22 protein-coding genes are annotated in these 25245 nt (G+C 66.3%); 7 read left to right on the top strand and 15 right to left on the bottom strand.

What is annotated here, in order from left to right; genetic code table 11:
• Positions 1–3 precede the first annotated feature (3 nt).
• From ftsW to dinB, 11 genes are all read right to left on the bottom strand, one after another.
• Complete coding sequence (ftsW, locus tag LDO22_RS00420; protein ID WP_224025673.1) at positions 4–1338, bottom strand: putative lipid II flippase FtsW; 1335 nt, start codon at positions 1336–1338, stop codon at positions 4–6.
• 2 nt (positions 1339–1340) lie between these two features.
• Entirely contained in the window at positions 1341–2918 is a 1578-nt protein-coding gene (gene murD, locus LDO22_RS00415) for a UDP-N-acetylmuramoyl-L-alanine--D-glutamate ligase (RefSeq protein WP_224025672.1), read from the bottom strand.
• Positions 2900–4009: a phospho-N-acetylmuramoyl-pentapeptide-transferase gene (mraY, locus tag LDO22_RS00410; protein ID WP_159632243.1), complete on the bottom strand. Its 1110-nt coding sequence runs from the start codon at positions 4007–4009 to the stop codon at positions 2900–2902. Before mraY ends, murD begins: the two co-directional genes overlap by 19 nt.
• A complete protein-coding gene (murF, locus tag LDO22_RS00405; RefSeq protein ID WP_159632244.1) occupies positions 4006–5469 on the bottom strand; it encodes a UDP-N-acetylmuramoyl-tripeptide--D-alanyl-D-alanine ligase in 1464 nt (487 codons plus the stop codon). The genes mraY and murF overlap by 4 nt, the downstream gene beginning before the upstream one ends.
• 6 nt (positions 5470–5475) lie before the next feature.
• The gene (locus LDO22_RS00400; protein ID WP_224025671.1) at positions 5476–7107 is read right to left on the bottom strand and encodes a UDP-N-acetylmuramoyl-L-alanyl-D-glutamate--2,6-diaminopimelate ligase; all 1632 of its coding nucleotides are present in this window, start codon (positions 7105–7107) and stop codon (positions 5476–5478) included.
• A 96-nt stretch (positions 7108–7203) separates the two neighbouring features.
• The gene (locus LDO22_RS00395; RefSeq protein ID WP_224025670.1) at positions 7204–9006 is read right to left on the bottom strand and encodes a penicillin-binding protein 2; all 1803 of its coding nucleotides are present in this window, start codon (positions 9004–9006) and stop codon (positions 7204–7206) included.
• Positions 9007–9054: 48 nt separating this feature from the next.
• Positions 9055–9762, bottom strand: coding sequence for a hypothetical protein (locus tag LDO22_RS00390; protein WP_224025669.1), 708 nt, complete (start codon positions 9760–9762; stop codon positions 9055–9057).
• Complete coding sequence (rsmH, locus tag LDO22_RS00385) at positions 9759–10751, bottom strand: 16S rRNA (cytosine(1402)-N(4))-methyltransferase RsmH (protein ID WP_159632248.1); 993 nt, start codon at positions 10749–10751, stop codon at positions 9759–9761. The genes LDO22_RS00390 and rsmH overlap by 4 nt, the downstream gene beginning before the upstream one ends.
• 166 nt (positions 10752–10917) lie before the next feature.
• Complete coding sequence (gene mraZ, locus LDO22_RS00380) at positions 10918–11346, bottom strand: division/cell wall cluster transcriptional repressor MraZ (RefSeq protein WP_018763545.1); 429 nt, start codon at positions 11344–11346, stop codon at positions 10918–10920.
• Positions 11347–11711: 365 nt separating this feature from the next.
• Positions 11712–12083, bottom strand: coding sequence for a DUF3040 domain-containing protein (locus tag LDO22_RS00375; RefSeq protein ID WP_159632249.1), 372 nt, complete (start codon positions 12081–12083; stop codon positions 11712–11714).
• A 252-nt stretch (positions 12084–12335) separates the two neighbouring features.
• Entirely contained in the window at positions 12336–13568 is a 1233-nt protein-coding gene (gene dinB, locus LDO22_RS00370) for a DNA polymerase IV (RefSeq protein WP_159635567.1), read from the bottom strand.
• Between the two features lie 126 nt (positions 13569–13694).
• Here dinB and LDO22_RS00365 point away from each other — a divergent pair, with 126 nt between their 5' ends.
• Both LDO22_RS00365 and LDO22_RS00360 read left to right on the top strand, forming a co-directional pair.
• Positions 13695–14219, top strand: coding sequence for a hypothetical protein (locus LDO22_RS00365; RefSeq protein WP_159632250.1), 525 nt, complete (start codon positions 13695–13697; stop codon positions 14217–14219).
• Positions 14216–15310 carry a polyprenyl synthetase family protein gene (locus tag LDO22_RS00360; RefSeq protein WP_224025668.1) on the top strand — a complete coding sequence of 365 codons (1095 nt, stop codon included), beginning with the start codon at positions 14216–14218 and terminating at the stop codon, positions 15308–15310. Before LDO22_RS00365 ends, LDO22_RS00360 begins: the two co-directional genes overlap by 4 nt.
• Before the next feature lie 9 nt (positions 15311–15319).
• Here the strand turns inward: LDO22_RS00360 and LDO22_RS00355 are convergent, their stop codons facing one another.
• On the bottom strand, positions 15320–15673 hold the full coding sequence (locus LDO22_RS00355; RefSeq protein WP_201302431.1) for an Rv2175c family DNA-binding protein: 354 nt from the start codon (positions 15671–15673) through the stop codon (positions 15320–15322).
• A 249-nt stretch (positions 15674–15922) separates the two neighbouring features.
• On the opposite strand from LDO22_RS00355, the gene LDO22_RS00350 reads away from it, so the two are divergent.
• Both LDO22_RS00350 and pknB read left to right on the top strand, forming a co-directional pair.
• On the top strand, positions 15923–17317 hold the full coding sequence (locus tag LDO22_RS00350; protein ID WP_224025667.1) for a lytic transglycosylase domain-containing protein: 1395 nt from the start codon (positions 15923–15925) through the stop codon (positions 17315–17317).
• A gap of 102 nt (positions 17318–17419) precedes the next feature.
• Positions 17420–19438 carry a Stk1 family PASTA domain-containing Ser/Thr kinase gene (gene pknB, locus LDO22_RS00345; protein WP_224025666.1) on the top strand — a complete coding sequence of 673 codons (2019 nt, stop codon included), beginning with the start codon at positions 17420–17422 and terminating at the stop codon, positions 19436–19438.
• Positions 19439–19490: 52 nt separating this feature from the next.
• Here the strand turns inward: pknB and LDO22_RS00340 are convergent, their stop codons facing one another.
• Together LDO22_RS00340 and LDO22_RS00335 are read right to left on the bottom strand one after the other, a co-directional pair.
• Positions 19491–20882: a 3-deoxy-7-phosphoheptulonate synthase class II gene (locus LDO22_RS00340; RefSeq protein WP_159632253.1), complete on the bottom strand. Its 1392-nt coding sequence runs from the start codon at positions 20880–20882 to the stop codon at positions 19491–19493.
• Between the two features lie 98 nt (positions 20883–20980).
• Positions 20981–21802: a lysophospholipid acyltransferase family protein gene (locus LDO22_RS00335; protein ID WP_224025665.1), complete on the bottom strand. Its 822-nt coding sequence runs from the start codon at positions 21800–21802 to the stop codon at positions 20981–20983.
• Between the two features lie 110 nt (positions 21803–21912).
• On the opposite strand from LDO22_RS00335, the gene LDO22_RS00330 reads away from it, so the two are divergent.
• Genes LDO22_RS00330 through LDO22_RS00320 form a run of 3 tightly spaced genes read left to right on the top strand, consistent with a single transcriptional unit; the run spans position 21913 to position 24048 of the window.
• Complete coding sequence (locus LDO22_RS00330; RefSeq protein WP_224025664.1) at positions 21913–22701, top strand: alpha/beta fold hydrolase; 789 nt, start codon at positions 21913–21915, stop codon at positions 22699–22701.
• Positions 22698–23504: an alpha/beta fold hydrolase gene (locus LDO22_RS00325; RefSeq protein WP_224025663.1), complete on the top strand. Its 807-nt coding sequence runs from the start codon at positions 22698–22700 to the stop codon at positions 23502–23504. The genes LDO22_RS00330 and LDO22_RS00325 overlap by 4 nt, the downstream gene beginning before the upstream one ends.
• Positions 23491–24048: a hypothetical protein gene (locus LDO22_RS00320; RefSeq protein WP_224025662.1), complete on the top strand. Its 558-nt coding sequence runs from the start codon at positions 23491–23493 to the stop codon at positions 24046–24048. The genes LDO22_RS00325 and LDO22_RS00320 overlap by 14 nt, the downstream gene beginning before the upstream one ends.
• A 28-nt stretch (positions 24049–24076) precedes the next feature.
• Here the strand turns inward: LDO22_RS00320 and LDO22_RS00315 are convergent, their stop codons facing one another.
• Positions 24077–25165, bottom strand: coding sequence for an ROK family glucokinase (locus tag LDO22_RS00315; protein WP_224025661.1), 1089 nt, complete (start codon positions 25163–25165; stop codon positions 24077–24079).
• Positions 25166–25245 lie beyond the last annotated feature (80 nt).

The raw sequence follows: 25245 nt of genomic DNA, 5'->3' as shown, positions 1-25245 counted from the left end.
GGGTTAGGCACGCTTTCTGGAATTCTTTGGTTGGTTCTTGTCCCGCCCCGGCCGGAGCTTGAACTTCAGCATCCGCTTGGGTCGCATGGCAGGCGCCATCTGCTCCCGGGCCAGGGAGAGGACCACCCCCACCGCACACAGCGACATCAGCAGGGCCGAACCGCCGTAGGAGATAAACGGCAGCGGAACACCGATGACGGGCATGAGGCCGGTGACCACGGACATGTTCACGGTGGCCTGGCCCAGCAGCCAGACCATGATGGTGCCGGCAAGGACCCGGTGGAACATGTCCTCCTGTGCCACCACCACGCGGTAAATGGCAGCGCCGAGGATGGCGAAGAGGATCAGGACGACGACGGTGCCCACCAGGCCGAGTTCCTCGCCGATGATGGCGAAGATGAAGTCGTTGTGGGCTTCGGGAATCCAGCTGTACTTTTGCCGGCTCTGCCCGAGGCCTACGCCCAGCCAGCCTCCGGATGCCAGGCCGTACATGCCGTTGGTGGCCTGGTAGTTGGCGTCAATTCCGTCCGCGCAGGACTGGCCGGTCCACCAGGAGGTGATGCGGCACATGCGGTTTGAAGAGGTGACGGCCATGACTGCGGTGCCGGCGGCGGCGATGATGCCTGCGATGCCGAACAGGTAGAGCGGAACGCCGGCGAAGAACAGGGCCGCTGCCATGATCATCATGATGATCATGGCAGTCCCCAGGTCGTTGCCCACCAGAATCAGGACGATGACGATGGCTGCCATGGGTATGGCGGGTACCAGCACGTGCTGCCATTTGCCCAGCAGCTTGCCCTTTCGGGCCAGCACCGTGGCCAGCCAGAGGGCAAGGGCCAGTTTGGCCGCCTCGGAGGGCTGGAAGGTGATGCCGCCAAGGTCGATCCAGTTCCGGTTGCCGTTGATCTCGGTGCCCACCACCTGGACCAGGCCCAGGAGCAGGACGGCTGCCCCCACGGCGGGCCAGGCGAGGCGCTTCAGCCAGACAACGTTGATGCGTGAGAGCACGAACATGGTGAAGATGCCGATCGCGGCGAAGACTCCCTGCTTGAGGGCATCGCCATAAGGGGACTTGCCGGCGGCGATTGATTCAACGCTCGAGGCGGAGAGGACCATCATGATGCCAATGGCGGTCAGGGCCAGGGTGGCACCAAGGATGAGGTAGTAGGTGGAGCCGTTCCGGGACTTGCCCGTGCCCTCAAGCGCGGACCAGAACCGGCGGTACAAGGTCCGCAGTTTTGCGCCGGCCGCGGCGGGCTGCCGGATGGCGGTTGAGCCGGGGCGGGCTTTGGCGCCCTTCGGCTTAACACCCTGCTGCCGGGTGGGCGTGCTGACCATTGTTACTCCTCGCCGGTCTGGGCCTGCCCTTCCACCAGCTCGCGGACAGCGTCGATGAAAGTACCACCACGGTGAGCGTAGGAAGAGAACTGATCCATGGAAGCAGCTGCCGGAGCCATGAGCACGGTATCGCCGGATTCGGCGAGCCGGGCCGCAGACGCAACGGCCCAGGACATCACCTGTTCTCCGTTGCCGGGGGTACCGGCAGTGGTGCCGCCGGGCGCCGAAGCAGTCTCCACTCCTTCAGTGTCACCTGCCCCCGGTTCGATCACCGGGACATCCGGCGCGTGTCGCTGGAGGGCTTCGCGGAGGTGCGACGTGTCTGTTCCGATCAGGACCACGGCCTTGAGCCGCGCTGCGTGATCCCGCACCAGGTCGTCATAGCTCACGCCTTTTGAGAGGCCGCCGGCAATCCAGACCACGTTGCTGAAAGCTGACAGGGATGCCGACGCGGCATGGGGGTTGGTGGCTTTGGAGTCGTTGACCCACAGGACACCGTTCAGGCGGGCCACAGGCTGGATGCGGTGGTCGCCGGGCACGTAGTCCAGGATGCCCTGGCGCACAGCCTTGGGCTCCACGCCGTAGGCGCGCACCAGGCCGGCCGCGGCAAGGGCGTTGGCCACCATGTGGCGCGGGGCCAGCGGTCCAAGGTCGGCCATGGAGGCGAGTTCGGCTGCGCTGTCCTTGCGTTCTTCGATGAAGGCCCGGTCCACCAGCAGCCCTTCCACCACTCCGAGCATGCTGATGGCCGGCGTCAGTGTGGTGAAGCCAACGGCGCGGCAGCCCTCCACCACGTCGGCGTTTTCCACCATGCGTTCGGTTTCCACCTGCTCGGCGTTGTAGATGCAGGCTTTTTGGGTCCGCTCGTAGACCTTCGCCTTGTCGGCCAGGTAGGAATCATAGGAGCCGTGCCAGTCAACGTGGTCTTCGGCCACGTTGAGGCAGACGCTGGCAACAGGCGACACCGATTCCGTCCAGTGCAGCTGGAAGCTGGAAAGTTCCACCGCGAAGACGTCGTACTCCACGGGATCCCGAAGGGCATCAAGGATGGGGGTGCCCACGTTGCCCACAGCGATGGCTTTGAGTCCTGCGGCCCGCAGCATCGATTCCGTGAGTCCCACCGTGGTGGTCTTGCCGTTGGTGCCGGTGATGGCCAGCCAGTCGGCCGTCTTCCGGCCTTCCCTGATCCGCACGCGCCAGGCGAGTTCGACGTCGCCCCACACCGGGATGTGCTTCCGTGCCGCGGCCGCCAGGAGGGCCTGGTCTGGGCGCCACCCGGGCGAGGTCACGATCAGTTCCGGCAGTTCGCCGTCGATCCGTGGGAGGTGGGTCACCGCGTCAGGGCCCAGCAGGACATCGGCGGCGCCGACGATTTTCAGGGTGTCGGCGTGTGCACGTGCGGTGTCGCTGGTGGCGGCGTCCACCACCACGACGCGGGCGCCGAGCTCGATCAGGGTGTCCGCGGCCGCGAAGCCGGAGACGCCGATGCCCGTCACGGCGACGCGCAGGCCGGCCCAGTCGGAGTCCCAGGAGACAAGGTTTGCCAGGCGGGGGGAAACGGTCACAGCAGTACAACCCATTCAGCGTAGAAGATGCCCAGGCCAACGGCGACGAAGAGTCCGCCAAGGATCCAGAACCGGACGACGACGGTCACTTCGGCCCAGCCCTTCAACTCAAAGTGGTGCTGCAGCGGCGCCATCTTGAACACACGTTTACCGCCGGTTGCCTTGAAGTAGCCCACCTGGATGATGACGGACAGCGTGATCAGCACAAAGAGGCCACCCACGATGCCCAGCAACAGTTCGGTGCGGGACAGGATGGCGAATCCGGCTACGGCGCCGCCGATGGCCAGCGACCCCGTGTCGCCCATGAAGATCTTCGCCGGGGAGGTGTTCCACCAGAGGAACCCCACCAGGGCGGCGCTGAGGATGGCCGCCAGAAGGGCGAGGTCCAGCGGGTCCCTGACGAGGTAGCAGCCGCTGCCGGCCTCCCGGGGGGAACCGCAGGCCTGGTTGCTCTGCCAGATGCCCATAAGGGTGTAGGCGCCGAAGACCATGATGGAGGCACCGGCGGCAAGGCCGTCCAATCCGTCGGTCAGGTTCACCCCGTTCGTGGCTGCGGTGACGATCAGGTTGGACCAGATGACGAACAGAATCGCGCCGAGGACGGTGCCGCCAAAGGCGAGGTCGAGCCAGGGCAGGTCGCGGACCAGGGAAATCTTTGTCGACGCCGGCGTCAGCCCGGCGCTGTTGGGGAAGTTCAATGCCAGGATGGCGAAGACGATGCCGACGGCCGCCTGGAGGATGAGCTTGGCTTTGGCGTTCAGGCCCAAACTCCGCTGCCGGGAGATCTTGATGAAGTCGTCCAGGAAACCCACCAGGCCCATACCCACCATAAGGAACAGCAGGATGAGTGCTGAGGCCGAGGGGCCGGGTGAGTCGGGGTTCATCATCAGCATGATGAGGTGGGTGAGTCCGTAACTCAGCAGTACTGCGGCCACCACGACGGTGCCGCCCATGGTGGGCGTCCCGCGCTTGGTGTGGTGGGAGGTGGGGCCGTCGTCACGGATGAACTGGCCGTAGCCGCGGTGCACCAGCAGGCGGATGAACAGCGGGGTGCCCACCAGGGCAAAGAGCAGGGCCAGGCCTGCGCCGATCAATAGAGCAATCACAGCAGAGTGCTCCTTTCGTCGGCAGGGGTGGGGGCTGGGGGTAATGCTATCCGATCGCCCAAATGGCGGAGTCCAACGCTGTTGGAGGACTTGAACAGCACCAGGTCGCCCGGCTCGAGTTCTGCGTCCAGGACGTCGTAGGCCTCATCGAGCGTCTCCGCGAAGAGGCATTCGTCGCCCCAGGATCCCTCCTGCACGGCGGAGACGTAGAGGGCCCTCGCTTCCCGGCCCACTACCAGCAGCCGCGAGATGTTGAGGCGGACAACCTGGGTGCCTACGGCGGTGTGCTCGCGGATGGAGTCCTCACCGAGTTCCAGCATGGCCCCCAGCACGGCCCAGGTGCGCCGTCCCCGGCCAAGGTCGGCCAGGGTGCGAAGGGCTGCCCGCATTGATTCGGGGTTGGCGTTGTAGGCATCGTTGATGATGGTGACGCCGTCGTGCCGCTCGGTACGCTCCATGCGCCAGCGGCTGGCTGCTGCCTGGTTGCTCAGTGACTCCGCGATGTGGTCTCCGGGCACGCCTGCGGCCCAGGCCGCTGCGGCGGCTGCCAGCAGGTTCCCCATGTGGTGGGCTCCGATGAGCCTGCTGCTCACGTGGCGGGGAGGGGCGCCGTCGGGAAGTTGGAGATCGAATTCGGGGCTGCCCCCGGCGTTGGTGTCGGCATTCAGGGCCTGCACCTGGGCGTCCTGCCGGCCTTCCGCGGAAAATCCGAGGACCGTGGCCTCGGTGCGGCTGCGCATGGCCGCGACGCGTTCGTCGTCGAGGTTGATGATGGCCGTTCCCTGGGCGGTCAGGCCTTCAACCATTTCGCCCTTGGCCAGCGCGATGTTCCCGACTCCCCCGAACTCGCCGGCGTGTGCGGTGCCCACTGCCAGGACAACTCCGATGTCCGGCTTGACCATCTCCGCAAGGTAGCGGATGTGGCCAATGCCGGTGGCCCCCATTTCAATGACCAGGTAGCGGGTATCAGTGCCCGCCCGGAAGACCGTGAGCGGGACGCCCACCTCGCCGTTGTAGGAGCCCTGGGGCGCCACGGTGTTGCCCTGCGTTGCCAGGACTCCGGCCAGCAGGTCCTTGGTGGTGGTCTTGCCGGCTGAACCGGTGATGCCCACAACCGTCAGCTGGCTTCCCGCTTCTGCACGGGCGGCACGGATGCGGCGGACGGCTTCGGCGGCGAGGGCTCCCATCGCCAGGACGGCGTCGGGAACCATGATGGAGGGGTAGGCGGTGCCGTCGGGGCCGGGTACGGGGCGCTCGACAAGTGCCAGGACCGCACCGGCAGCGAACGCTGCGTCAATGAAATCGTGGCCGTCGGCGTGCTCGCCCGGCTTCGCGACGTAAAGCGAACCCTGGATGGCTTCGCGTGAATCCGTCACCACCGAGAGGGGCGTAATTCCGGGATCGGCGTCCAGGCGCCCGCTGGTGATTTCGGCGATTTCCGCCGCAGTAAATGCAATCATCTCGGTCTAGGACTCTATCCGGTCGTCTTGGAGAACGTTGAATCCCCTGGCTGTCAAGGCGGTGCGCAGTTCAACCCTGTCATCCAGGGCGAGGTTAACGCCCTTCACTTCCTGCCATACCTCGTGGCCGCGTCCCGCGACGAGAATGCTGTCCTGGGGGCGTGCCAGGGCCACGGCATGCCGGATGGCCTCCTCCCGCGGGAAGACCTCCAGCACTTCGGCGCCCAGGGACTCCGTCTCCACGGCATCACGCGCCCCGGCCAGCACATCGGCGCGGATCGCTGCCGCGTCCTCGTCGTGCGGGTCGTCGTCGGTAATGATTACGGTGTCTGCGAGCCGGGCCGCGATGGCACCCATTGCGGGGCGTTTGCCTTGGTCCCGCTGTCCTGTGGCACCGAAAACGACGATCAGGCGCGAGTCCGGTTCCGGGGACCTGACGGCTTCCAGCGCCCTGGCCAGGGCGTCGGTGTTGTGCGCAAAGTCCACCACGGCCGCAGGCCGGTCGGAGATCAGCTGCATGCGTCCGGGCACGGCGACGGTGAAGGGGTCGGCGTGGCCCAGGGCCGCCTGCAGGTCGGAGAGTCCGACGCCGGACGCCAGCACCATGAGCACGGCCAGGGCAGCGTTCGCGACGTTGAAGCTGCCGGGCAGTCCGGTGTGGACGTCCAGGACGGCGCCGTCCGGACCCGCGAGGGTGAAGCTGGTCCCGAGGCCACGCGGTGAGGCCGAGGTAACGGTCCAGTCCGCCGGGCTTGAGCCGCTGGTGCTGAGGGTGGTGACCGGCACCTGGGCGCTGCCGGCCAGCCGCCGGCCCCATTCGTCGTCGACCGTTACCACTGCCTGCCGGGCACGCCCTGGAGTGAAAAGCTCTGCCTTGGTGGCGAAGTACTCCTCCATGGTGTTGTGCAGGTCCAGGTGGTCCTGGGTCAGGTTGGTGAACCCGGCCACGTCGAAGACAAGTCCGTCCACCCGCTGGTAGGAGATGGCATGCGAGGACACTTCCATGGCCGCGGCGTCGAGCCCACGTTCGTGCATGAGGGCGATGAGGCCGTGGACCTCGGGCGATTCCGGCGTGGTGAGGAGGCTGGGAATCGCCTGGCCGCCGGCCAGGATCTCGATGGTCCCGATCAGCCCGGTCTGCCGGCCAAGGGCACGCAGCAGCGAGGTGATGAAGTAGGTGGTGGTGGTCTTCCCGTTGGTGCCGGTGACGCCGAAAAGCTGCAGCGGGCGGCCGTCCGCGGACTGGCTGCGGTAGATCATGGAAGAAAGGGGCCCCACCTCGTTGCGGGGTTTCGCGACGACGAGCACGGGAACCGGCGTGTCCGCGGACAGGGCAAGCAGGCGCGCACCGGCGTCGTCCGTCAGGACGGCCACCGCCCCGGCGCCGATGGCGTCCCTGGCAAAGTCGGCGCCATGCCTGCTGGAGCCCGGCAACGCCACATACAGGTCGCCGGGCTCCACGGTGCGGGAGTTGAGGGATATGCCTGTGATTTCCACGTCAGCAGCAGGAGCGGGCACGGCTACGCCAAGGGCCTGCCCGACGGCGGCCAGCGGGACGGGTGCGACGGCTTCAGGCCGGAAGCGGCCTGCGCTTTCATCCCGGGCAGCATCGCTGCCGGGCGTGGTGAACTCTGACAAGGGAATCTCCGATGGTGCTAGTGCGTGCCCGGCATGGTTCGGCCCGGGCACTGTGATGCGCTGGATGCTGCTGGTACTTCCGGCCTGGAACAGCTGCTATTTGGCGTACTGGGGCATCCTGGCCGGCTCGCCGGTTGAAGGCTGGACGTTGTAGGTCCGCAGCGTCTGGCTCATAACGGAGCGGAACACCGGTCCGTTGGTGATGCCGTAGATGCTGCCCTTCGGCCGCTGGAGCACCACCTCCACAATAAACCGCGGATCATCCATCGGCGCCATTCCCACGATGGAGGCGGTGTAGCCGCAGTAGCCGGACTTGCCGTCGTCGCAGGGCGATTCGGACGTACCCGTCTTGGCTCCTACGCGGTAGCCGTCGATGCCCGCGTCCTTGATTTCGCCCTCGGTGACGGCGCTTTCCAGGATGTCCTGGACCTGCTGGGCCGTGCTGTCCGAAACGACCTGCCGGGAGGGCTGTGCCGGTACCTTCTCCTCAGTCCCGTCCGGGGAAATGTAGGAGTCGATCAGCCGTGGCTGCAGCATCACGCCGTTGTTCGCGATGCTCTGGTAGGCCCGGACCGTCTGGAGCGTGGACTGCGAAACGCCCTGCCCGAACAGGACGGTGTACTGCTGGCGCCCGTCCCACTGGTCCGGGGGCGAGAGGATGCCGGATGCCGTTGCGGGAAGTCCGATGTCCGGCGCCTCGCCAATGCCGAACTTCTTCAGCCAGTCGTAGCGCTGTTCCTTGCTCAGCCGCTGGCCAGCCATCACGGTTCCGGTGTTCATGGAGTACCCGATGATTCCTGCCAGCGTCCGTTCCTCGGTGCCGTGCGTAAACGCGTCGCTGAACGTCTGGCCGTCCACGGTGTAGGTGGGCGGAATGGTGAACGTGTCCAGTGGCTTGGCGAGGCCTTCATCGATGACAGCCGCGGCGGTCATCATCTTCTCCACCGAGCCGGGCTCATACGCTGCGGTCACGGAGCGGACGCCGCGGTCCTTCGCTGCCACCAGCCCGGGGTTGTTGGGATCCGGGGAGTTGGTGTCCGCCAGGGCAAGCAGGTTGCCGGTCTTGGCGTCCATGACGATGATGACGCCCCATTCGGCGCTCAGTTTGTCCGCCTGGCTCTGGATGGCCTGCTGGGCAAAGTACTGCAGGTCGGAGTTGAGGGTGAGTTTGACGTCCTTGCCGTTCTGGGGCGGGGTCAGCTCGTCAAGGCCCACGGGGATGCGCAGCCCGTCCGCTCCGATCTCGAACAGGCGCTTGCCGTCCGTTCCCTTCAGCTTGTCGTCCTGTGTCTGCTCAATGCCTGCCAGCCCGGTGGTGCCGTCCTGGAGGAATCCCACCACTCCCCCAGCGACCGCACCGTTAGGGTAGACACGCTTGCTCACGCCTTCGGCCACGATGCCCGGGACCTGGAGCTTGGAGATACGGTCCTCAACGTCGGGCTTCACGTCCTTGGCCACAATGTAATACGGCTGCTGCCCGGTGACGGCGTCCCTGACGGCGTTGGTGTCCATGCCCAGGGCCGAGGCGAGTTCGGAGATTGCCTGGTCGCGGCTGACATCCACCAGCTTTTCGTGGCCGTCGGTTTGTTCCAGCCGCTTGTAGGAGTCGGTTTTCGTGTTGACGCGCTGGTCAACCACGATGTTGTAGCGGATCACGCTGTTGGCCAGGACGGTGCCGCGCGAGTCCAGGATGCTGCCCCGCTCGGCCGGCAGGATGGCGGACGTCATCCGGCTGTTCAGGGCCGCTTCGGCCATGCCGCCGACGTCGAGCCCCTGGACCAGGAACAGCTTTCCGCCCACCACCAGCAGGAGTGTGAGCATGATGCCCAGCCCCAGACGCAAGCGCTTCGTGGCGTTGGGTACCTTGCTTTTTCCTGCCGTGCCGGTCGTCTTCGCCACCGTGTATTTCCTTGCTGCTCGACGCTGCTGCCTTACCTGCCTGCCGGCCTACTGTCCGGGGACCTTCTGCTGCGGCGCCGGGACGGAGCCGCCGTGAAGTTCGGGGGCCGGCTTCGCCGCAGCTGCTGCGGCCTGTGCCGCTGCAGCCGCCTGGGCTGCGGCTGCCTGGCCGGCATCGGCGGAGGGAGCCGCGGCAGCAGCGGCGCCGGTGGCCGGCGCGGCGGCCTTGTCACCGGCTGCCCCCTTGGCGTCCGCGCTCTTCGCCGGCGGCACGATCAGCTGCCCTGCCACGGCGGGCGACGGGATGACTGCTCCTGTTGCCGCGCCCTTGACCGCGGGGGTGGCCTTTCCTGTTACTGACAGTGTCGACAGGTCGATCTGGCCCTTCACGGTCGACGCCACCATGCCCAGCTCCGTGGCCTTGGCCGCGAGGTTCTGCGGGGCCTCGTAGCTCTGCACCTGCTGGGTAAGGTCCTGGTTTGCCTTGGTCAGCGAGCTCTGCTTGGCACGCAGCTCCACCAGCTGGTATTGCGCGGTGGACACCGAGATGTTCAGGACCAACACCGCAACCAGCGCCACTGCGAGCATGGCAAAGCACAGCACGACGAAGGGTGCACGCCGTTTCCGCGGGGCCGAGCGGACCACGGAGAGCGGTGTGCGCGCTTTTTGTCCCCCGCCGGGTTTGCCTGCCTGCCTCGTATCGGGCGCCGAGCTGCCGGAAACAACGGGAAAGTTCTTGACGGCGGCGGTGCTCATGCAGCTCTCCTGGCTCTGATTCGTTCTGCCGCGCGGAGCCTGGCGGAGGCGGCGCGCGGGTTTTCGGCGATTTCGACGGCGGTGGGCACCTCAGTGCCTTTGGTCAGGGTCTTGAGTTCGGGCTTGTGTTCTTCCAGCTCCACCGGGAAACCAAGGGGAGCCGAAGACTTGGAGCGGGACTGGAAAACACCTTTGACGATCTTGTCCTCCAGTGAGTGGTAGGACATGACCACGATGCGGCCGCCGAGGGCCAGTGAATCGACGGCGGCAGGCACTGCCCGTTCCAGGACGTCGAGCTCTTCGTTGACCTCGATCCGCAAAGCCTGGAAGGTCCTTTTGGCGGGATGTCCACCGGACTTCGCAGCGGACGCCGGAACCACGGAACGGATCTGCTCCACCAGTTCGCCGGTGGTAGTGAAGGGCTTGGCCGCACGCGCTGAGACGATCCTGTTGGCGATCCGCCCGGCAAACTTTTCCTCGCCCCACTTGCGGATGATCCGGACCAGGTCCTCTTCGCTGTACGTATTGACCACGTCCGCGGCGGTTTGGCCCCGGCTGGTATCCATGCGCATGTCCAGCGGCGCGTCGAAAGAGTAGGCGAAGCCGCGCTCACGCTCGTCCAGCTGCAGGGACGAGACACCCAGGTCCATGAGGATTCCGTGGGCTTCGGCCACGCCGAGGTCTGCCAGGACATCCTGGATCTCGTCATACACGGCGTGCACCAGGTCAGTCCGGGCGGCGAACGGAGCAAGCCGTTCCCCCGCGAGGGCCAGCGCTTCCTCGTCCCGGTCGATGCCGATGAGGTGGAGGTCGGGAAACCTCTGCAGCATGGCCTCCGAGTGCCCGCCCATGCCCAGGGTGGTGTCGACGGCAACGGGGGTCTCGCCGCGCAGCCGTGCCGCTTCGAATCCCGGTGCCAACAAATTGATGCACCGGTCGCGAAGGACCGGTACATGGCGTTCGGACGTGGGCTTGGGTTGATCGGTCATGCCTGGTCCTTTCCCGCCGTCGTTGTCCCCTGGATGCTTCTGGGATCAGATCCCCATCCGCGCCTACCGTTCCGCCCGCCTGGCTCCGGGGAAGGTGAGCCAGGTTGGCAGCCGATGGGCCGGCTGGAGATCTCATCCAAGAAACCTCTGCCGCCCGTTCCGGAATTCAGAGAATGCCCGGAATGGGATCGTCAGTTTCGGAAAAGGCCGTCTCCTTCTCCGCGAGGTATTCATTCCAAGCCTGGGCGTCCCAGATCTCGGCGCGGGTACCGGCGCCGATGACGGCAAGTTCCCTTCCGAGTCCTGCATACTCCCGGAGCGCCGGTGGAATGGTCACGCGCCCCTGCTTGTCAGGTACCTCGTCAGAGGCTCCAGAGAGAAAGACGCGGATGTAGTCACGTGCCTGCTTGGAGGAGATTGGAGCCTCCCGCATCTGCTCGTGGACCCGCGCAAATTCCTTCTCGCTGAAGACGTAGATGCAACGCTCCTGGCCCCTTGTAAGCACCAAGCCGCTGGCAAGCTCCTCGCGGAACTTAGCGGGGAGAATGATCCGTCCCTTTTCATCCAGACGCGGCGAGTGAGTGCCCAGAAACACTGGCCCACCGCCTGTCCGCCGTCAGGAACTGCACATCCCCTATGTTGCAACCACCCTCTTATGTCCTCCACATTACTCCACTTTCCACCACAGTCAACGCAAAACGTGCCGTTGCGGCCCCCAAATATGGGAATAGTCCCTTGAAATGCCGCGGATTGGATGCGGTGGTGGGAAGTGGAGGAAATTTCGGCCTCCGCGGCGCCGGTTGAATTCGGCCAGCCGGCGGGAGCCCCGGAATTTGCGGGGAATTGCCGATTAAAATAGGAAAAGACCCGCCGGAGCGGGTCTTTTCCTGCGGCCCCCTGTTGCGGGGGGAGCGAAATGGAGGAGCCTGGAGCCGGATAGCGGCCGGGCTTCCGTAGTGCCTAGGGTTCACCCCTGCGGCGCTCGTCCCACCGCTCTTCAAGGCTGCTCATAAACGAACTCCTTTGTTTGCCGGGCTTTCCCCCGCCGGCCTTGGACCCGGCTTTGCCACGGGAACTGCGCATGGTGGCGAAGTAAACGCCCCCGCCCATGACCACGAAGCCCAGCACTCCCACAAAGATGTTCTGGAGGGTGACCCCGACCAGAAGCAGGAAGACGCCGGCCAACGCGCCGAGAACCCCAATGACCACATGCCTGGTTGACCATGAACGCCCCGGGTCCGAACCCATGGAGTTCGCAAATTTCGGGTCGTCCTCGTGAAGCTGCTTTTCAAGCTGCTCAAGCAGCTTCTGTTCGTGCTCCGACAGCGGCATCACGACCTCCTTTTGTAGGCCAACGTCCGGGCTGATCCCAGCCATAACTTCTACTCCGATGAACGCCTGCTGTTGCTGGAAAGTTCCCGCTTGGCCAGCCATTGCCAAAACGGGAACCCAGCATGCAGTCGCGGGAGCGGAAGCATGTCCAAGAGGGTCCGGCAGTAAGTCCATTCACTCGAAACTATGTACCTCTAAGGATAGATTGTTGAGGGCTGATCTGAAAGACGGCAATGACTTCGGCGGACCCCGTCAGGCGGGCCGTTGCGTGCTGTCCCCCGGCCGGTTTTCCGGCTCCATCAGGCGGGCCGGAAGGACCGATTTGTTGCCGAATTTGCGCGCCACCTCGTCCAGTGCCTGCTCGGCCGCGCGCCAGTTGTCATCCCTGCGGTCAATGCTCAGCTGGAGCGAGGTCCGGGCCGTTTCCTCGAGCTGCTCGGCCCTGACCCCCACCAACCGGACGGCCATGGCCCTGGTCCCGACGGACTCCAGGAGCTGGAGTGCCACCGCGTAGATCAATTGGGCGCTGTCCACTGGTGTCTGGACGGTCCTGCTCCTGGTGATCGTGGAAAAGTCGGCGAACCGCAGCTTCAGTGCCACGGTCCGGGCCACCATCCCGGAACTCCGCAGACGGCCCGCGGTCCGGTGCGAAAGCCGCAGCAGTTCCCGGCGAAGGAGGGCGTCGTCGTCGGTATCCGTGGCAAAGGTCTCTTCCGCTCCGATGCTCTTTTCCAGCCGCACCGGCGTGACGGGACGGGGATCGATGCCCCAGGCAAGCTGGTGAACGTGCTCCCCCGTAGCGCCCAGGACCTTCTTCAGCGACGACACCGGGGTTGCGGCGACGTCCGCCACGGTGCTGATCCCCATCTTTGCCAGGACCTCTTTGGTCTTGGCACCGACACCCCAGAGCGCACCCACGGGCAAACTGTGCAGGTAGGGCACGGTCTGGTCCGGTCCGATGAGCAGCAGGCCGTCGGGCTTGCACCGGGTGGACGCGATCTTGGCAACGAACTTGGTCTCGGCAATCCCGACTGAGGCGGTGATGCCAAGTTCCGCTGCGACCCGGCGCCGGATCAGCTCGCCAATTCCCCTGGGCGGCCCCAGCCGCCGCAGGGCTCCTGTAACGTCCAGGAAGGCTTCATCGACGCTGAGCGGCTCCACGAGTCCCGTGATGGATTCAAAGATGGCCATCAGCTGCCCGGACACCTCGTAGTAGAGCTTGTGCCGGGGTTCGATCACTACTGCCTGCGGACACATCCGCATGGCCACGGCCATGGGCATCGCGGATTTGACGCCAAACGCCCGGGCTTCGTAGGACCCCGAGAGAACCACGGAGCGCTCCCCCGGAAAGCCGACAATGACGGGCTTGCCGCGAAGTTCGGGGCGCGTGCGCAGCTCCACGGAGACAAAGAAAGCGTCCATGTCTACGTGCATGATGCACGTGCGCCGCCGGGCCGGAGGGCGCGCGGCGGATGCCTGGTTCATACCTGCGGGCCCCACGGCTGCCATCCTATCGGTTTGTGCGGGCTGCCCTTGTTTGTCGGGAGAGCACCGCAGGCTGGCTAAACTGGAGGCTGGTTCCGCCCCCACAACACCAGGAGGAAAGTCGTCGTGACGGCTATTGGATACTTCAAGCCGGCTGGCCTCGCCGCGCTTGCCGCCGCCGGAGCGCTGGTCTTGGCTGCCTGCAGCCAGGCCCCGTCCGGACAAGCCGAGCCAGCCCAATCCGCTTCCGTCGCCGCCACTCAGTCCTCCCTGACAGCCTCGCCGAGCCCCTCGGCGTCGCCCAATACCTCGGCAACCGTTGGCGCCGTGGTGGAAGGCTTTCCGCAGCAGCTCCTCCCGCTGATGACCGGTGCAACGGTGGTGTCCAGCAGCTTTGACAAGGCGTCTTCCCCGTCCACGGCGGCACTCGTGGGAACCGTCAAAGCGCCCACCGCCTCTGTCATCGATTTCTACAGCAAGGTTCTGGAGGGCCAGGGTTTCAAGGCCGTTCCGGGCGACAACGTCGGCGGGGTGGCATCCAAGGATTTCGTCCGCGGTGACAACGAGACTGTTAATCTCTCCGTCGTGGAAGCTGCCGGCGTCTCCACCTTCACCATTGGTGCCAACGTGGCTGCTGAGTCGGTAAAGTGACCGCCGCGGAGCAGTTAAGGAATGAACAGGCCGACTTTGTAGCAGGGGTGGCCGGGGAGCTCACAGGCTTCCTGACGGCACGGCAGTCGGTCATGTCCGGCATTTCCCCCGACATCGAACCCATCATGGGCTCGATCTCCAATTTGGTCACCGGCGGCAAGCGCCTCCGGGCGCTGATGTGCTACTGGGGCTGGCGGGGCGCAGGCGGCGAGGCGGGGGCCAGCCAGGTCGTCACGGCCGGTGCCGCACTTGAACTGTTCCAGGCGGCCGCCCTGATCCACGATGACATCATCGACCGTTCGGATACGCGGCGGGGCGGTCCCAGCGTGCACCGCCGTTTCAGCCAGCTGCACACTGCGCAGGGCTGGGCGCTGGACAGCGAACGGTTTGGCCAGGCCGCTGCCATCCTTGCGGGCGACCTTTGCCTTTCCTTCAGCGAAGAGGCGTTCACTGACATCGGCGAACGGGCTGCGTCGGGCAGCCGGGCCAGGCTCATCTTCAACCTCATGCGGGCAGAGGTCATGGCCGGCCAGTACCTGGACATCCTGGAAGAAGTAGCAGGTCCGGTCCGGGACCGGGCCGGTGCCGTCGGCAGGGCCCAGTCGATCATCCGGTTCAAGAGTGCCAAGTACTCCACCGAACACCCCCTGGCCCTGGGTGGGGCCCTGGCCGGGGCCACCAATGAGCTGCTCCGGGGCTACTCGGCATTTGCCCTCCCGCTGGGCGAAGCGTTCCAGCTCCGCGATGACGTCCTGGGCGTGTTTGGTGATCCGCTGACCACCGGGAAGCCGGCCGGCGACGACCTGCGCGAAGGAAAGCGGACGGTTTTGGTGGCACTCGCCCTGGACCAGGCTTCGCCGGAAGAGTCGGCATTCATCGATGCCAGCCTGGGCAGCCCGGATCTGTCAGACGCTGACATCCTGGAGATCCGGCGGATCATCGAGGACTCCGGAGCGCTCCAGGCCACCGAAGTCCTCATCAATGAATTCGGCTCGGCAGCCTTCGATGCACTTGACGGGCTTGAACTGGAAGAGTTGCCCAAAACCGCCCTCCGGAGGCTGGCCGAAGCGACGGTCAGCCGAGCCTCCTGAAGCGGGCTGTTACCAGGCCAGGGTCTGGGCCCTGCGCCTGATTTCCGTCTTGCGGCCCTCACGCAGGGCATCGATGGGGCGGCCACGCAGTGACTCGTCTTGCGTAAACAGCCACACAATAAGGTCCTCGTCTGAATAGCCGGCGTCCGCCAGCACCACGATGGTTCCCTTAAGGCTGTCTACTACCTGGCCGTCCTGGATGAACTCCGCGGGTACCGAGCGGATTTTCCGGTCCCCCACGCGCAAAGCCGCCAGGGAACGCTCGTCAATAAGGCTGTGCACCTTGGTGATTGATACATCCAACAAACGGGCGACGTCGGGCAGCGGCAACCACTCGCCCACCAGGTTTTCTACATTACTCACGGATCAAGGTTGCCACGCCGCCCACCCCGGCGCCTAGTCGGCGCATTTCATTCCGCCCCTGGCCTGGGGACACTCCCAAAAAGAAGCTATTACCCGAATTTCCAAAATTCTTGTGCTATCCGCAAATTCATGAGAGATTCACACACATCACAGTTGTAACACTAATAACTTGAGTCACAGTAGTATCAAGATTGACAGCGGCATCCCCGTCCGCGTCCGCACCCGCAGTTGAGAAGAGGATTCTTTCCGATGACGATGTCCCGCTCGCCCAAGCAGCCCCCCAAGCCGAGTCTGCCGATGATTGCCGCCACCACTGCGGCGCTGCCAGCGGTCGTATTGTCATCTTTGGCCCTCGCCCAGCCGGCGACCGCCCAGCAGCCCGTACGGAACATTCCCAGCAGCCTTGCAGCAGCAATGAAGGCACAGGCTGCAGCGAAAGCGGCCGGCACCGTAATCCCCGCCGCAGTTGTCTCCACCACCATTCCCGCAGCGTTCCAGCCCGCGCAGCCGGCGGCACCCGCCGAGTACACGATCGTCCGCGGGGATACCGTCAGCGGGATCGCCGGCCGGTTCGGCCTGAACACCGGGGACATCCTGAAGCTGAACAACCTGCAGGCCAACACGATCATTTACCCGGGCCAGAAGCTCAAGCTGTCCGGCTCCGCGGAGCCTGCGGCTCCTGCACCCGCCGCTGCACCCGCCGCTCCGGCTCCCGCAGCGCCGGCCCCCGCGGGCGGCGCGACCTACACGGTAAAGCCCGGCGACACCCTTGGTGCCATCGCGGCCAGGCACAACGTCTCCCTCTCGGACGTCTTCGCCTGGAACAACCTCTCCATGCGCTCCATCATCTACCCGGGACAGAAGGTCAAGGTGGGCGGCGGCGATCCCGCACCCGCCCCCGCAGCCCCGGCTCCCGCCGCACCTGCACCTGCACCGCTGGCAAACACCGCGGCACCGGCAACGGGCTCGTACACCATCAAGGCTGGCGACACGCTCTCCGCCATCGCGTCGCGCCACGGCGTCAAGCTGTCGGACCTGCTCGCCGCGAACAAGCTGGGCATGACCACGGTTATCTACCCGGGCAGCAAGCTGGTGATTCCCGGGGGCTCCGGCCAGGCAGCGCAGCCCGCAGCAGCACCCCAGCCGGCAGCCGCTCCCCTGGTGCCCAGTTCTTTCCTGGGGTTCAGCTACCCGGCCGCTGTTGTCAGCTCCGCCAATGAAAACAAGGCCCTGCTGAACGCCTCGCCCGTTCCCTCGCGGGACGAAATGAAGAACATCGTTGCGGACACGGCACGCCGCATGGGCGTGGACCCCTCTCTGGCTTTGGCTTTCGCGTTCCAGGAATCCGGCTTCAACCAGCGCGCCGTGTCGCCCGCCAACGCGATCGGCACCATGCAGGTCATTCCGAGCTCCGGGCAGTGGGCATCGGACCTGGTTGGACGGAAGCTGAACCTGCTGGACCCGTACGACAACGCCACGGCCGGGGTAGCCATCATCCGGCAGCTCCTGGCCACCAGCAAGGATCAGGACACCGCCATCGCCGGTTATTACCAGGGCCAGTACTCGGTGAGCAAGAACGGTATGTACGACGACACCAAGGCCTATCTGGCGGCCATCAAGGCGCACCAGAAGAACTTCAGCTGAGCTCCGGCCGCTGACCAATTTCATGATTGCGGGTCCGAACCGTTACCGGTTCGGACCCGTTTTCATTTCAGACGCGTTTTGCTGCGGGATTAGGATCGTAAGGTGCAGGAACACGTGTCAGACCCAGTTGTAGGGACGCTGGTGGACAACCGCTATGCCGTCACTTCCAGGCTCGCCCGTGGCGGGATGTCCACCGTCTACCTGGCCGTGGACCAAAGGCTGGACCGTGAGGTGGCCCTCAAGGTGCTGCATCCCCACCTCGCAGCAGATGAAAACTTCCTGGGCAGGCTGGGCCGTGAGGCCAAGGCCGCCGCCCGCCTGTCCCATCCGCACGTGGTGGGTGTTTTGGACCAGGGAAACGACGGCAACACCGCCTACCTCGTCATGGAATACATCAAGGGCCACACGCTCAGGGACGTCCTCCGCGACCGGGGTGCCCTGCCACCCCGACTGGCGCTGGCACTGATAGATCCGGTGGTGGAGGGGCTGGGGGCGGCACACGCAGCCGGTTTCATCCACCGCGACGTGAAGCCGGAAAACGTCCTGATCGCCGACGACGGCCGGATCAAGATCGGCGACTTCGGCCTCGCCCGTGCCGTAACCAGCTCAACCAGCACCGGAGCCCTGATCGGGACGGTGGCCTACATCTCGCCGGAGCTGGTCCTCGGCAAGCCGGCGGATGCGCGCAGCGACGTCTACTCGGTGGGCATCATGCTGTACGAAATGCTGACCGGGCGGCAGCCGTTCGAGGGCGAAGCACCCATCCAGGTGGCCTACCAGCACGTCAACGGGATGGTCGGGCCGCCGTCGGACCTGGTCCCCCGGCTGGCCGGCGAAGTGGATGAACTGGTGCAGTGGTGTACCGCCAACGATCCCGAGAACCGGCCCGTGGACGGCAACGCGCTGCTCCAGGAGCTGCGCCACATCCGGACCAACCTCACCGATGCGGAGCTGGACCTGCAGCCGCCGGCAGCGGCCGCCGCTGCGTGGCAGCACGCGACGGAAATTCTGGGCCGCACCAGCAATCCGACAACGCTGCTTCCTCCCTCCCGGCCGGCAGCGCCAGCTTACCCGCCCGGGCTTACGCTGCCCGACGACGACGATGGGGACAGCGGCTGGTCTCCCCCGCCGCCGCGGCTGGGCAAGCGGGCGCAGCGGAAAGCGGACCGGGAAAGCGAGAAGCTCCGCGCGCTGGCCGCCGCAACTCCGGTGCGTACCCTGCGGGAGGGAAATCCGCGCCGCCGCGGCTTCATCTGGGTGGTGGTCCTCATCCTCGCGGCCCTGCTGGCGACGGGCGCGGGCTGGTTCTTCGGCATGGGCCCCGGTGCCGCCGCTGCCGTGCCGGCAGTAGCCAACAAGACAGTGGCACAGGCCCAGCAACTGCTCAACGGGGTGGGCTTCCGCTCCACCACGAGCGACGTCTTCGACGACGACGTGCCCACCGGGCTCGTGGTGGGCAGTGAGCCCGCCGCTGGGACGGAAATCAGGAAGTTCCAGCCCGTCTCATTGCTGGTGTCCAAGGGGCCGCAGCTTTTCCCGTTGCCACCACTTACCGGCGGGACTCTGGACGCGGCGAAGAGCGCCCTGAACGCGGCGGAGATGGCGCTGGGGACGGTCACCGAAAAATTTGATGAGGAAGCAGCTGCCGGTACCGTCCTGTCCCAGGATCCCGCTGCCGGCACCCCTGCCCGGCACGGTACTCCCGTGGGACTTACGGTTTCCAAGGGACCGCAGCCTATTGCCGTTCCGTCGGTCGTCGGTAAGGCCGAGGACGACGCCGTCGCTGCGGTTGAGGCAGCAGGCCTCACTGCCGAGGTAGCCCCCGACCAGGTGTTCGACCGGAACGTTCCGGAGGGCGCCGTGGTCAGCCAGTCCCCGGCCAACGGGACGCTGACCAGGGGCGGCACGGTGACCCTGACCATTTCCAAGGGCCCGAAGATGGTGGCTGTCCCCAGCTTCATCGGCAAGCAGGCCTCGGAGGCACGCAAGGCGCTCGAGGCACTGGGCTTCCAGGTCCGGGTGAACAACATCCTGGGCGGCTTCTTCGGCACCGTGCGGGACCAGTCGCCGGTGGACCGGGAGGTCCCGGAAGGCTCCGTCGTCACCATCACGGTGGTGTAGTCCAGGTGGGCAGGCATAAGCCTGCCCACCCCGGAACCGTTTGGCTTGGTTCCTAGTGCTTGGCGAGCGCGCCGGCCACCAGGAAGGCCATTTCGAGTGACTGCATGTGGTTCAGGCGGGGATCGCAGACCGACTCGTAGCGGTCCAGGAACGCATCCTGGTCGATCGGGTCGGCGCCGCCCAGGCACTCGGCGACGTCGTCGCCTGTCATCTCCACGTGCAGGCCGCCCGGTACAGTCCCCAGTCCGTGGTGCACCTCGAAGAACCCGCGCACTTCGTCGATGACGTCGTCGAAGTTCCGGGTCTTGTAACCGTTGGGCGAGGTGACGGTGTTGCCGTGCATGGGGTCGGTGACCCACAGGACCTGCGCCCCGGAGGCGGTGACCTTCTCGACGACGGCCGGCAGCTTTTCGCGGATGTTGCCGGCGCCCATGCGGGTGATGAAGGTGAGGCGGCCGGGCTCGCGGTCCGGGTCGAGCTTGTCGATCAGGCGCAGGGCGTCGTCACCGGTGGTGGACGGGCCCAGCTTCACGCCGATGGGGTTGCGTACCCGCGAGAGGAAGTCGACATGGGCGTGGTCCAGTTCCCGGGTACGCTCGCCGATCCAGAGGAAATGGGCCGAGGTGTCGTACGGGAAGCCGGTGCGGGAGTCGATACGGGTCAGCGCGCGTTCGTAATCCAAGAGCAGTGCCTCGTGGCTTGCGAAGAACTCCACCCGCTTGAGGGCTTCGAAGTCGGCGCCGCAGGAGTCCATGAACTTGATGGCACGGTCAATATCGCGGGCCAGTGATTCGTAACGGGCGTGGGCCGGGTTTTCGGTAAACCCCTTGTTCCACTGGTGCACGGAGCGCAGGTCCGCGAAACCGCCCTGCGTGAAGGCGCGGATGAGGTTCAGGGTGGAGGCCGACGTGTGGTACGCCCGCAGCATGCGCGCGGCGTCGTGGCCGCGCGACTCGGGGGTGAAGTCGTACCCGTTGACGATGTCGCCGCGGTAGGCGGGCAGGGTCACGCCGTCACGTGTTTCGTCATTGGAGGAGCGCGGCTTGGCGAACTGGCCCGCCATGCGGCCCATCTTGATGACCGGCATCGCGGCACCATAGGTGAGCACCACCGCCATCTGGAGGATGGTTTTCACACGGGCGCTGATCTTGTCGGCCGTGGCAGCCTCGAAGGTCTCGGCGCAGTCGCCGCCCTGCAGAAGGAACGCCTTGCCCTGGGCAGCGGCAGCCAGCCGCTCGCGAAGCACGTCCACTTCGCCTGCAAACACCAGCGGCGGCAGGACCGACAGTTCCTTCACTGAGGCCTCAAAGACATCCCGGTCCTGCCAGCTGGGCTGCTGGGAGATGGGAAGGTCCCGCCAATGGTCCAGTCCGGGATAGTTGGCCGCTCCGCTCTGGGCGGTGCTGGACAGAGAAAAGGCTGGTTTTGCAGATAGCTCAGTCACCCTCTAAGACTAGCGGCAGGGCGGCAGCGCCGGGCACCGGACCGTCACGCTGCCCGCTGTCCCCGTCACAACTGCCGCGGGGCCGCCGGAAGGTTCCGCTATCCCGCGGCCTCTGTGCGGGCGTCGTCCTCCACACCGGGGCTGCCCGGCGCCGGGCCTGACCCGGAGTCCTGGATGAATCCGTCTCCGGAGGCTGCCGGGGCCGCGAGGGGCTCGGCGGCAGCCCGCGGTTCCTCCGGCTTCCCGGCGAGCCGCAGCTTCACCACGGCCGCATATTCATCCACGTATTCCTGGCCGGAGAGCCGCATCAGCCGGGACATGATCTCGTCCGTGACCTGGCGCTGGACCGTCCGGTCTTCTGCCTGCTCCCGGTACTGGTTGAAATCCAGCGGTTCGCCGAAGATCATGCCGATCCTGCGGATGTTGGGCAGGCGCTTGCCGATGGGCTGGACCTTGTCGGTGCCGATCATGGCAACGGGGATCACAGGGACCCCGGCCTGGAGCGCCAGCCGTGCCACGCCTACCTTGCCGCGGTACAACCGTCCGTCGGGGCTTCGCGTGCCCTCCGGGTAGATGCCCAGCAGGCCGCCGGCGCCGAGTACTTCCATCCCTGCGTTCAGGGACGCGGCGGAGGCAGCGCCCCCGGAGCGGTCCATGGGCAATTGGTTGGTGAGGCGGAAGAACGCGGCCGTGAGCCTGCCCTTGATGCCGGTTCCCGTGAAGTACTCCGACTTGGCGAGGAAGACCACAGGGCGCCGCACCATGAGCGGCATGAAGATGGAGTCGGAGAACGACAGGTGGTTGGAGGCGATGATGGCGGCCCCCTGCGCCGGAATGTTGTCCAGGCCCTTGACCCAGGGCCTGAAGAGCAGCTTGATCACCGGACCGAGGAAGATCCTTTTCATGACCCAATAGAACACGTGGTGAACCTCTCCGGAAGGCAGCCCCAGGCCCTGCGTCGGGCCTGGCCAGCGATTCAATGCAACCCTACTCTAGTGAGATTTGGCTGGAACAGTGACACGATGGAGTCATGACTGAAAGCAGCCCCCCGTCCCGTCCGGCCGCTTTCAGTTATCCGGGCCACGGCGCCAACGCCCGCACCGGGGTGGCCATTTGTCACGGTTTCACGGGCAGTCCCCTGAGTATCATGCCGTGGGCACAGCACCTCGCGGACCTCGGATACGCCGTATCCGTCCCGCTTCTGCCGGGGCATGGAACGGACTGGCGCCAGCTAGCGCTGACCGGCTGGCAGGACTGGTACCGCAGCTATGAAAAGGCCCTCCTCGACCTGGCGGGCCGGACGGATTCCTGTTTTACGGCGGGCCTGTCGATGGGCGGTGCGATTGCCCTCCTCGCAGCATCCCGCCACCAGGTGGCAGGGGTCAGCGTCGTTAACCCGGGCCTCAGCTTCTACGACCGCCGGGTACGGATCATCGGCCTCCTCAAATACTTCCAGCGGACCACGGTCCCCATCCAGGAGGAGCAGACCGGGGCGCCGGCGACGAACGATGGCGATTACTCCCTGACGCCGCTCGCGGCAGTGCATGAGCTCAAGAAACTGTTCGGTGCAACCGTACGGGCGCTGCCCGGTGTCGACGCCCCGGTCCAGGTCTTCAAGTCGCGTACCGACGCCGTGGTCCCGCCCACATCGCTGGCCCTGCTGCGGACGGGGTTGGGCGCGAACCTCACCGACGTGGTGGACCTTGCCAGCAGCGGCCATGTGGCTACTCTGGACGTTGACGCGCCCGCGATCTTCGCCAGGTCAGGAGAATTCGTCGCCGCCCACGCCCGCCACACCAGTCCCTTGGAGACGCCATGACCTCCGGTCCGGACCACAGCCCGTTCACCAGCCCCTTCAGCGGCGAAGGATCCCGCACGGGGGTGGTCCTGTCCCACGGCTTCACGGGAAGCCCCCATGGCCTGCGCGCCTGGGCCGCGGCGTTCGCCGCAGCCGGTTTCGCCGTCCGCATGCCGCTGCTGCCCGGCCACGGGACCACGTGGCAGGATCTGGCCCGCACCCGCTGGCAGCAGTGGCACGGCGCCCTGGACGACGCCTTCCTGGAACTGGACGCGGAGTGCGACCAGGTCTTCGCAGCCGGCCTGAGCATGGGCGGGGCTCTGGCCCTGCGCATTGCGGCCACCCGGCCCGTCGCGGGAGTGATCCTGGTGAACCCCGGCCTGGTGATTGATGATCCCCGCGCGCCCTTGGCAGGGATCCTGAAGCTGGTGCTTAAAAGCACCCCCTCCATCGGCAATGACATCCTCAAGGCAGGGATGGATGAGGGCGCCTATGCACGCACACCCGTGGCCGCTGCCCACGAACTGAACAAAATGTTCAGGGACACCGTCCGGCTCCTGCCACGGGTCACCGCACCCGTGCAGGTCTACCGCTCCACCGTGGACCACGTGGTGTCGGATGCCAGCATGAACGCCCTCCGGCGCGGGCTGACGCACGCTCCGCTGGAAGTGGTGCGGCTGGAGAACAGCTACCACGTCGCGACCCTGGACAACGACGCCGACCGCATCTTTGAGGGGTCTGTTGAGTTCATCCGGCGCGTCCTGCAGAATGCGCCGGCCGGCCCTGCGCGGCCCGGACAGGAGGTCCGCAGTGAACAGGCCTGACTCCGACCAGCCGGACCAGGGCGCCAACCAGGACGACGCCGTCTGGCTGGACCTGGTGGCAAGGCTGGAATCGGACACCGTGGCGATCCGCCCCGATTCCCCCGCTCCCGGGGAACATGTGCCCACCGGTCCGGTGGCTGCTGCGCCGGACCCCCCCGCGCAACCAACGTTCCGCGATTTCGATCCCCTGGGACTGGCGGGAACTCCTCCCGCCGAAATGTCCGCGGCCGAACGTCAGGCGCGGCCCGGGAATGGCGCGGACGGGCCCGGCGAGGGTCCCAGGGACTATGACGTGGACGACGACGGCGAAGAGTTCGTGCCGGAGGAACCGCCCAGCCTGGCCGGCACCGACCCCCTGACCATGCTCGCCTGGCTCGGGGCCGTCGGCGGACCCGTCGCACTGCTGCTCTCAGCCATGTTCTGGCGGTCAGCACCCCTGCTGGCCATCGTTGGCATCGTTGCGGTGTTCGTGCTGGCCACGGTGTACCTGATCATGAAGCTGCCCCAGGAAAAGAACGGCGACGACGACGGCGCCAGGGTCTAGCTCCCCGGCGGCCGCACCGCCGTCGTCCTCAGCTGCGGACGCGGCTGCTGACGCGGGAAAGGTCGGCAGCTCCGATGAGCCCCGCGTTGGGGCCCAGGGCCGCCAGCTCGATCCCTGCAGCCGGGCGGAATCCGCGCCCCGTCAGGTTCCGTGCGAAGGCCTTGCGGGCCGGTTCGACCAGCAGGTCGCCCGCTGAGCACAGGCCGCCGCCGATAACGAACAGCCCCGGGTCCAGGGCCGCTGCCAGGTTGGCCAGCCCGAGGCCCAGCCATTCGCCGACCTCCTCGATCAGCTCCCGCGAAGCGGGGTCGCCGGCGAGCGCCAGTTCGGTCACGATGGCTCCGGTGATCGCTTCCGGATGTCCCCCCACGGCCGCCAGCAGGTCCTGGGCCATCGGTGAGTTGGACCGCGCCAGGAGCCGGGCTTCCCGTCCCAGGGCGTTGCCCGAAGCGTACTGTTCCCAGCAGCCTCGGTTGCCGCATTCGCAGCGGTGGCCGCCCGGCATGATGATCTGGTGGCCAAACTCGCCTGCCACGCCAAAGCGGCCGCGTTCCACCCTGCCGTCCATCACCATGGCGCCGCCGATGCCGGTACCCAGCGTGATGCAGACCAGCCGGTCCTCCCCCTGCCCGGCGCCGAAGCGCCACTCCGCCCATGCTGCGGCATCGGCGTCGTTGGTCAGGAGCACCGGCCGGCGGAGGAGCCGCTGGAGGTTGTCACGCAGCGGCTCATTGCGCCAGGCCAGGTGCGGGCTGAAAAGGACGGTTCCCCCGGCAAGGTCCATCCAGCCGGCTGCGCCGATGCCCACTGACCAGATGCGGTGCCCCCGGCCGAGTTCCTCCACCAGTTCGACAATGACCTGCTCCACTGCCCGCGGGTCCGTTCCGGGGGTGGAGCGGCGGGCCTCGCTGAGGATCCGTCCTTCGGCGTCCACCACGCCGGCAGCGACCTTGGTTCCCCCGATGTCGATTCCGATGGCCAGTCCCTTGCGGCCCAGGCGGAGGTGCCCGCCGGCGCCGCCATGGAGCTGTCCGGCACGGTGGGTGGCGGGACGGCGGCGCCACGGAGCTGGTCTTTTCAGGGGGCCGGCCTGATCGCCGGGCAACGGTCCGTACATAGTCCACCATTCTAGGCGGGCGGAAACATTGTCTTGACATACAGCCCTTCACAGCGCCCATTGACGGCTAAGTTACTCGC

Origin of the sequence: Arthrobacter sp. NicSoilC5 (genome assembly GCF_019977395.1) — a bacterium.
Classification (GTDB): Bacteria; Actinomycetota; Actinomycetes; order Actinomycetales; family Micrococcaceae; genus Arthrobacter.
Note: the sequence above shows the minus strand (reverse complement) of the source record. Positions and strands in the feature narration are given on the sequence as shown.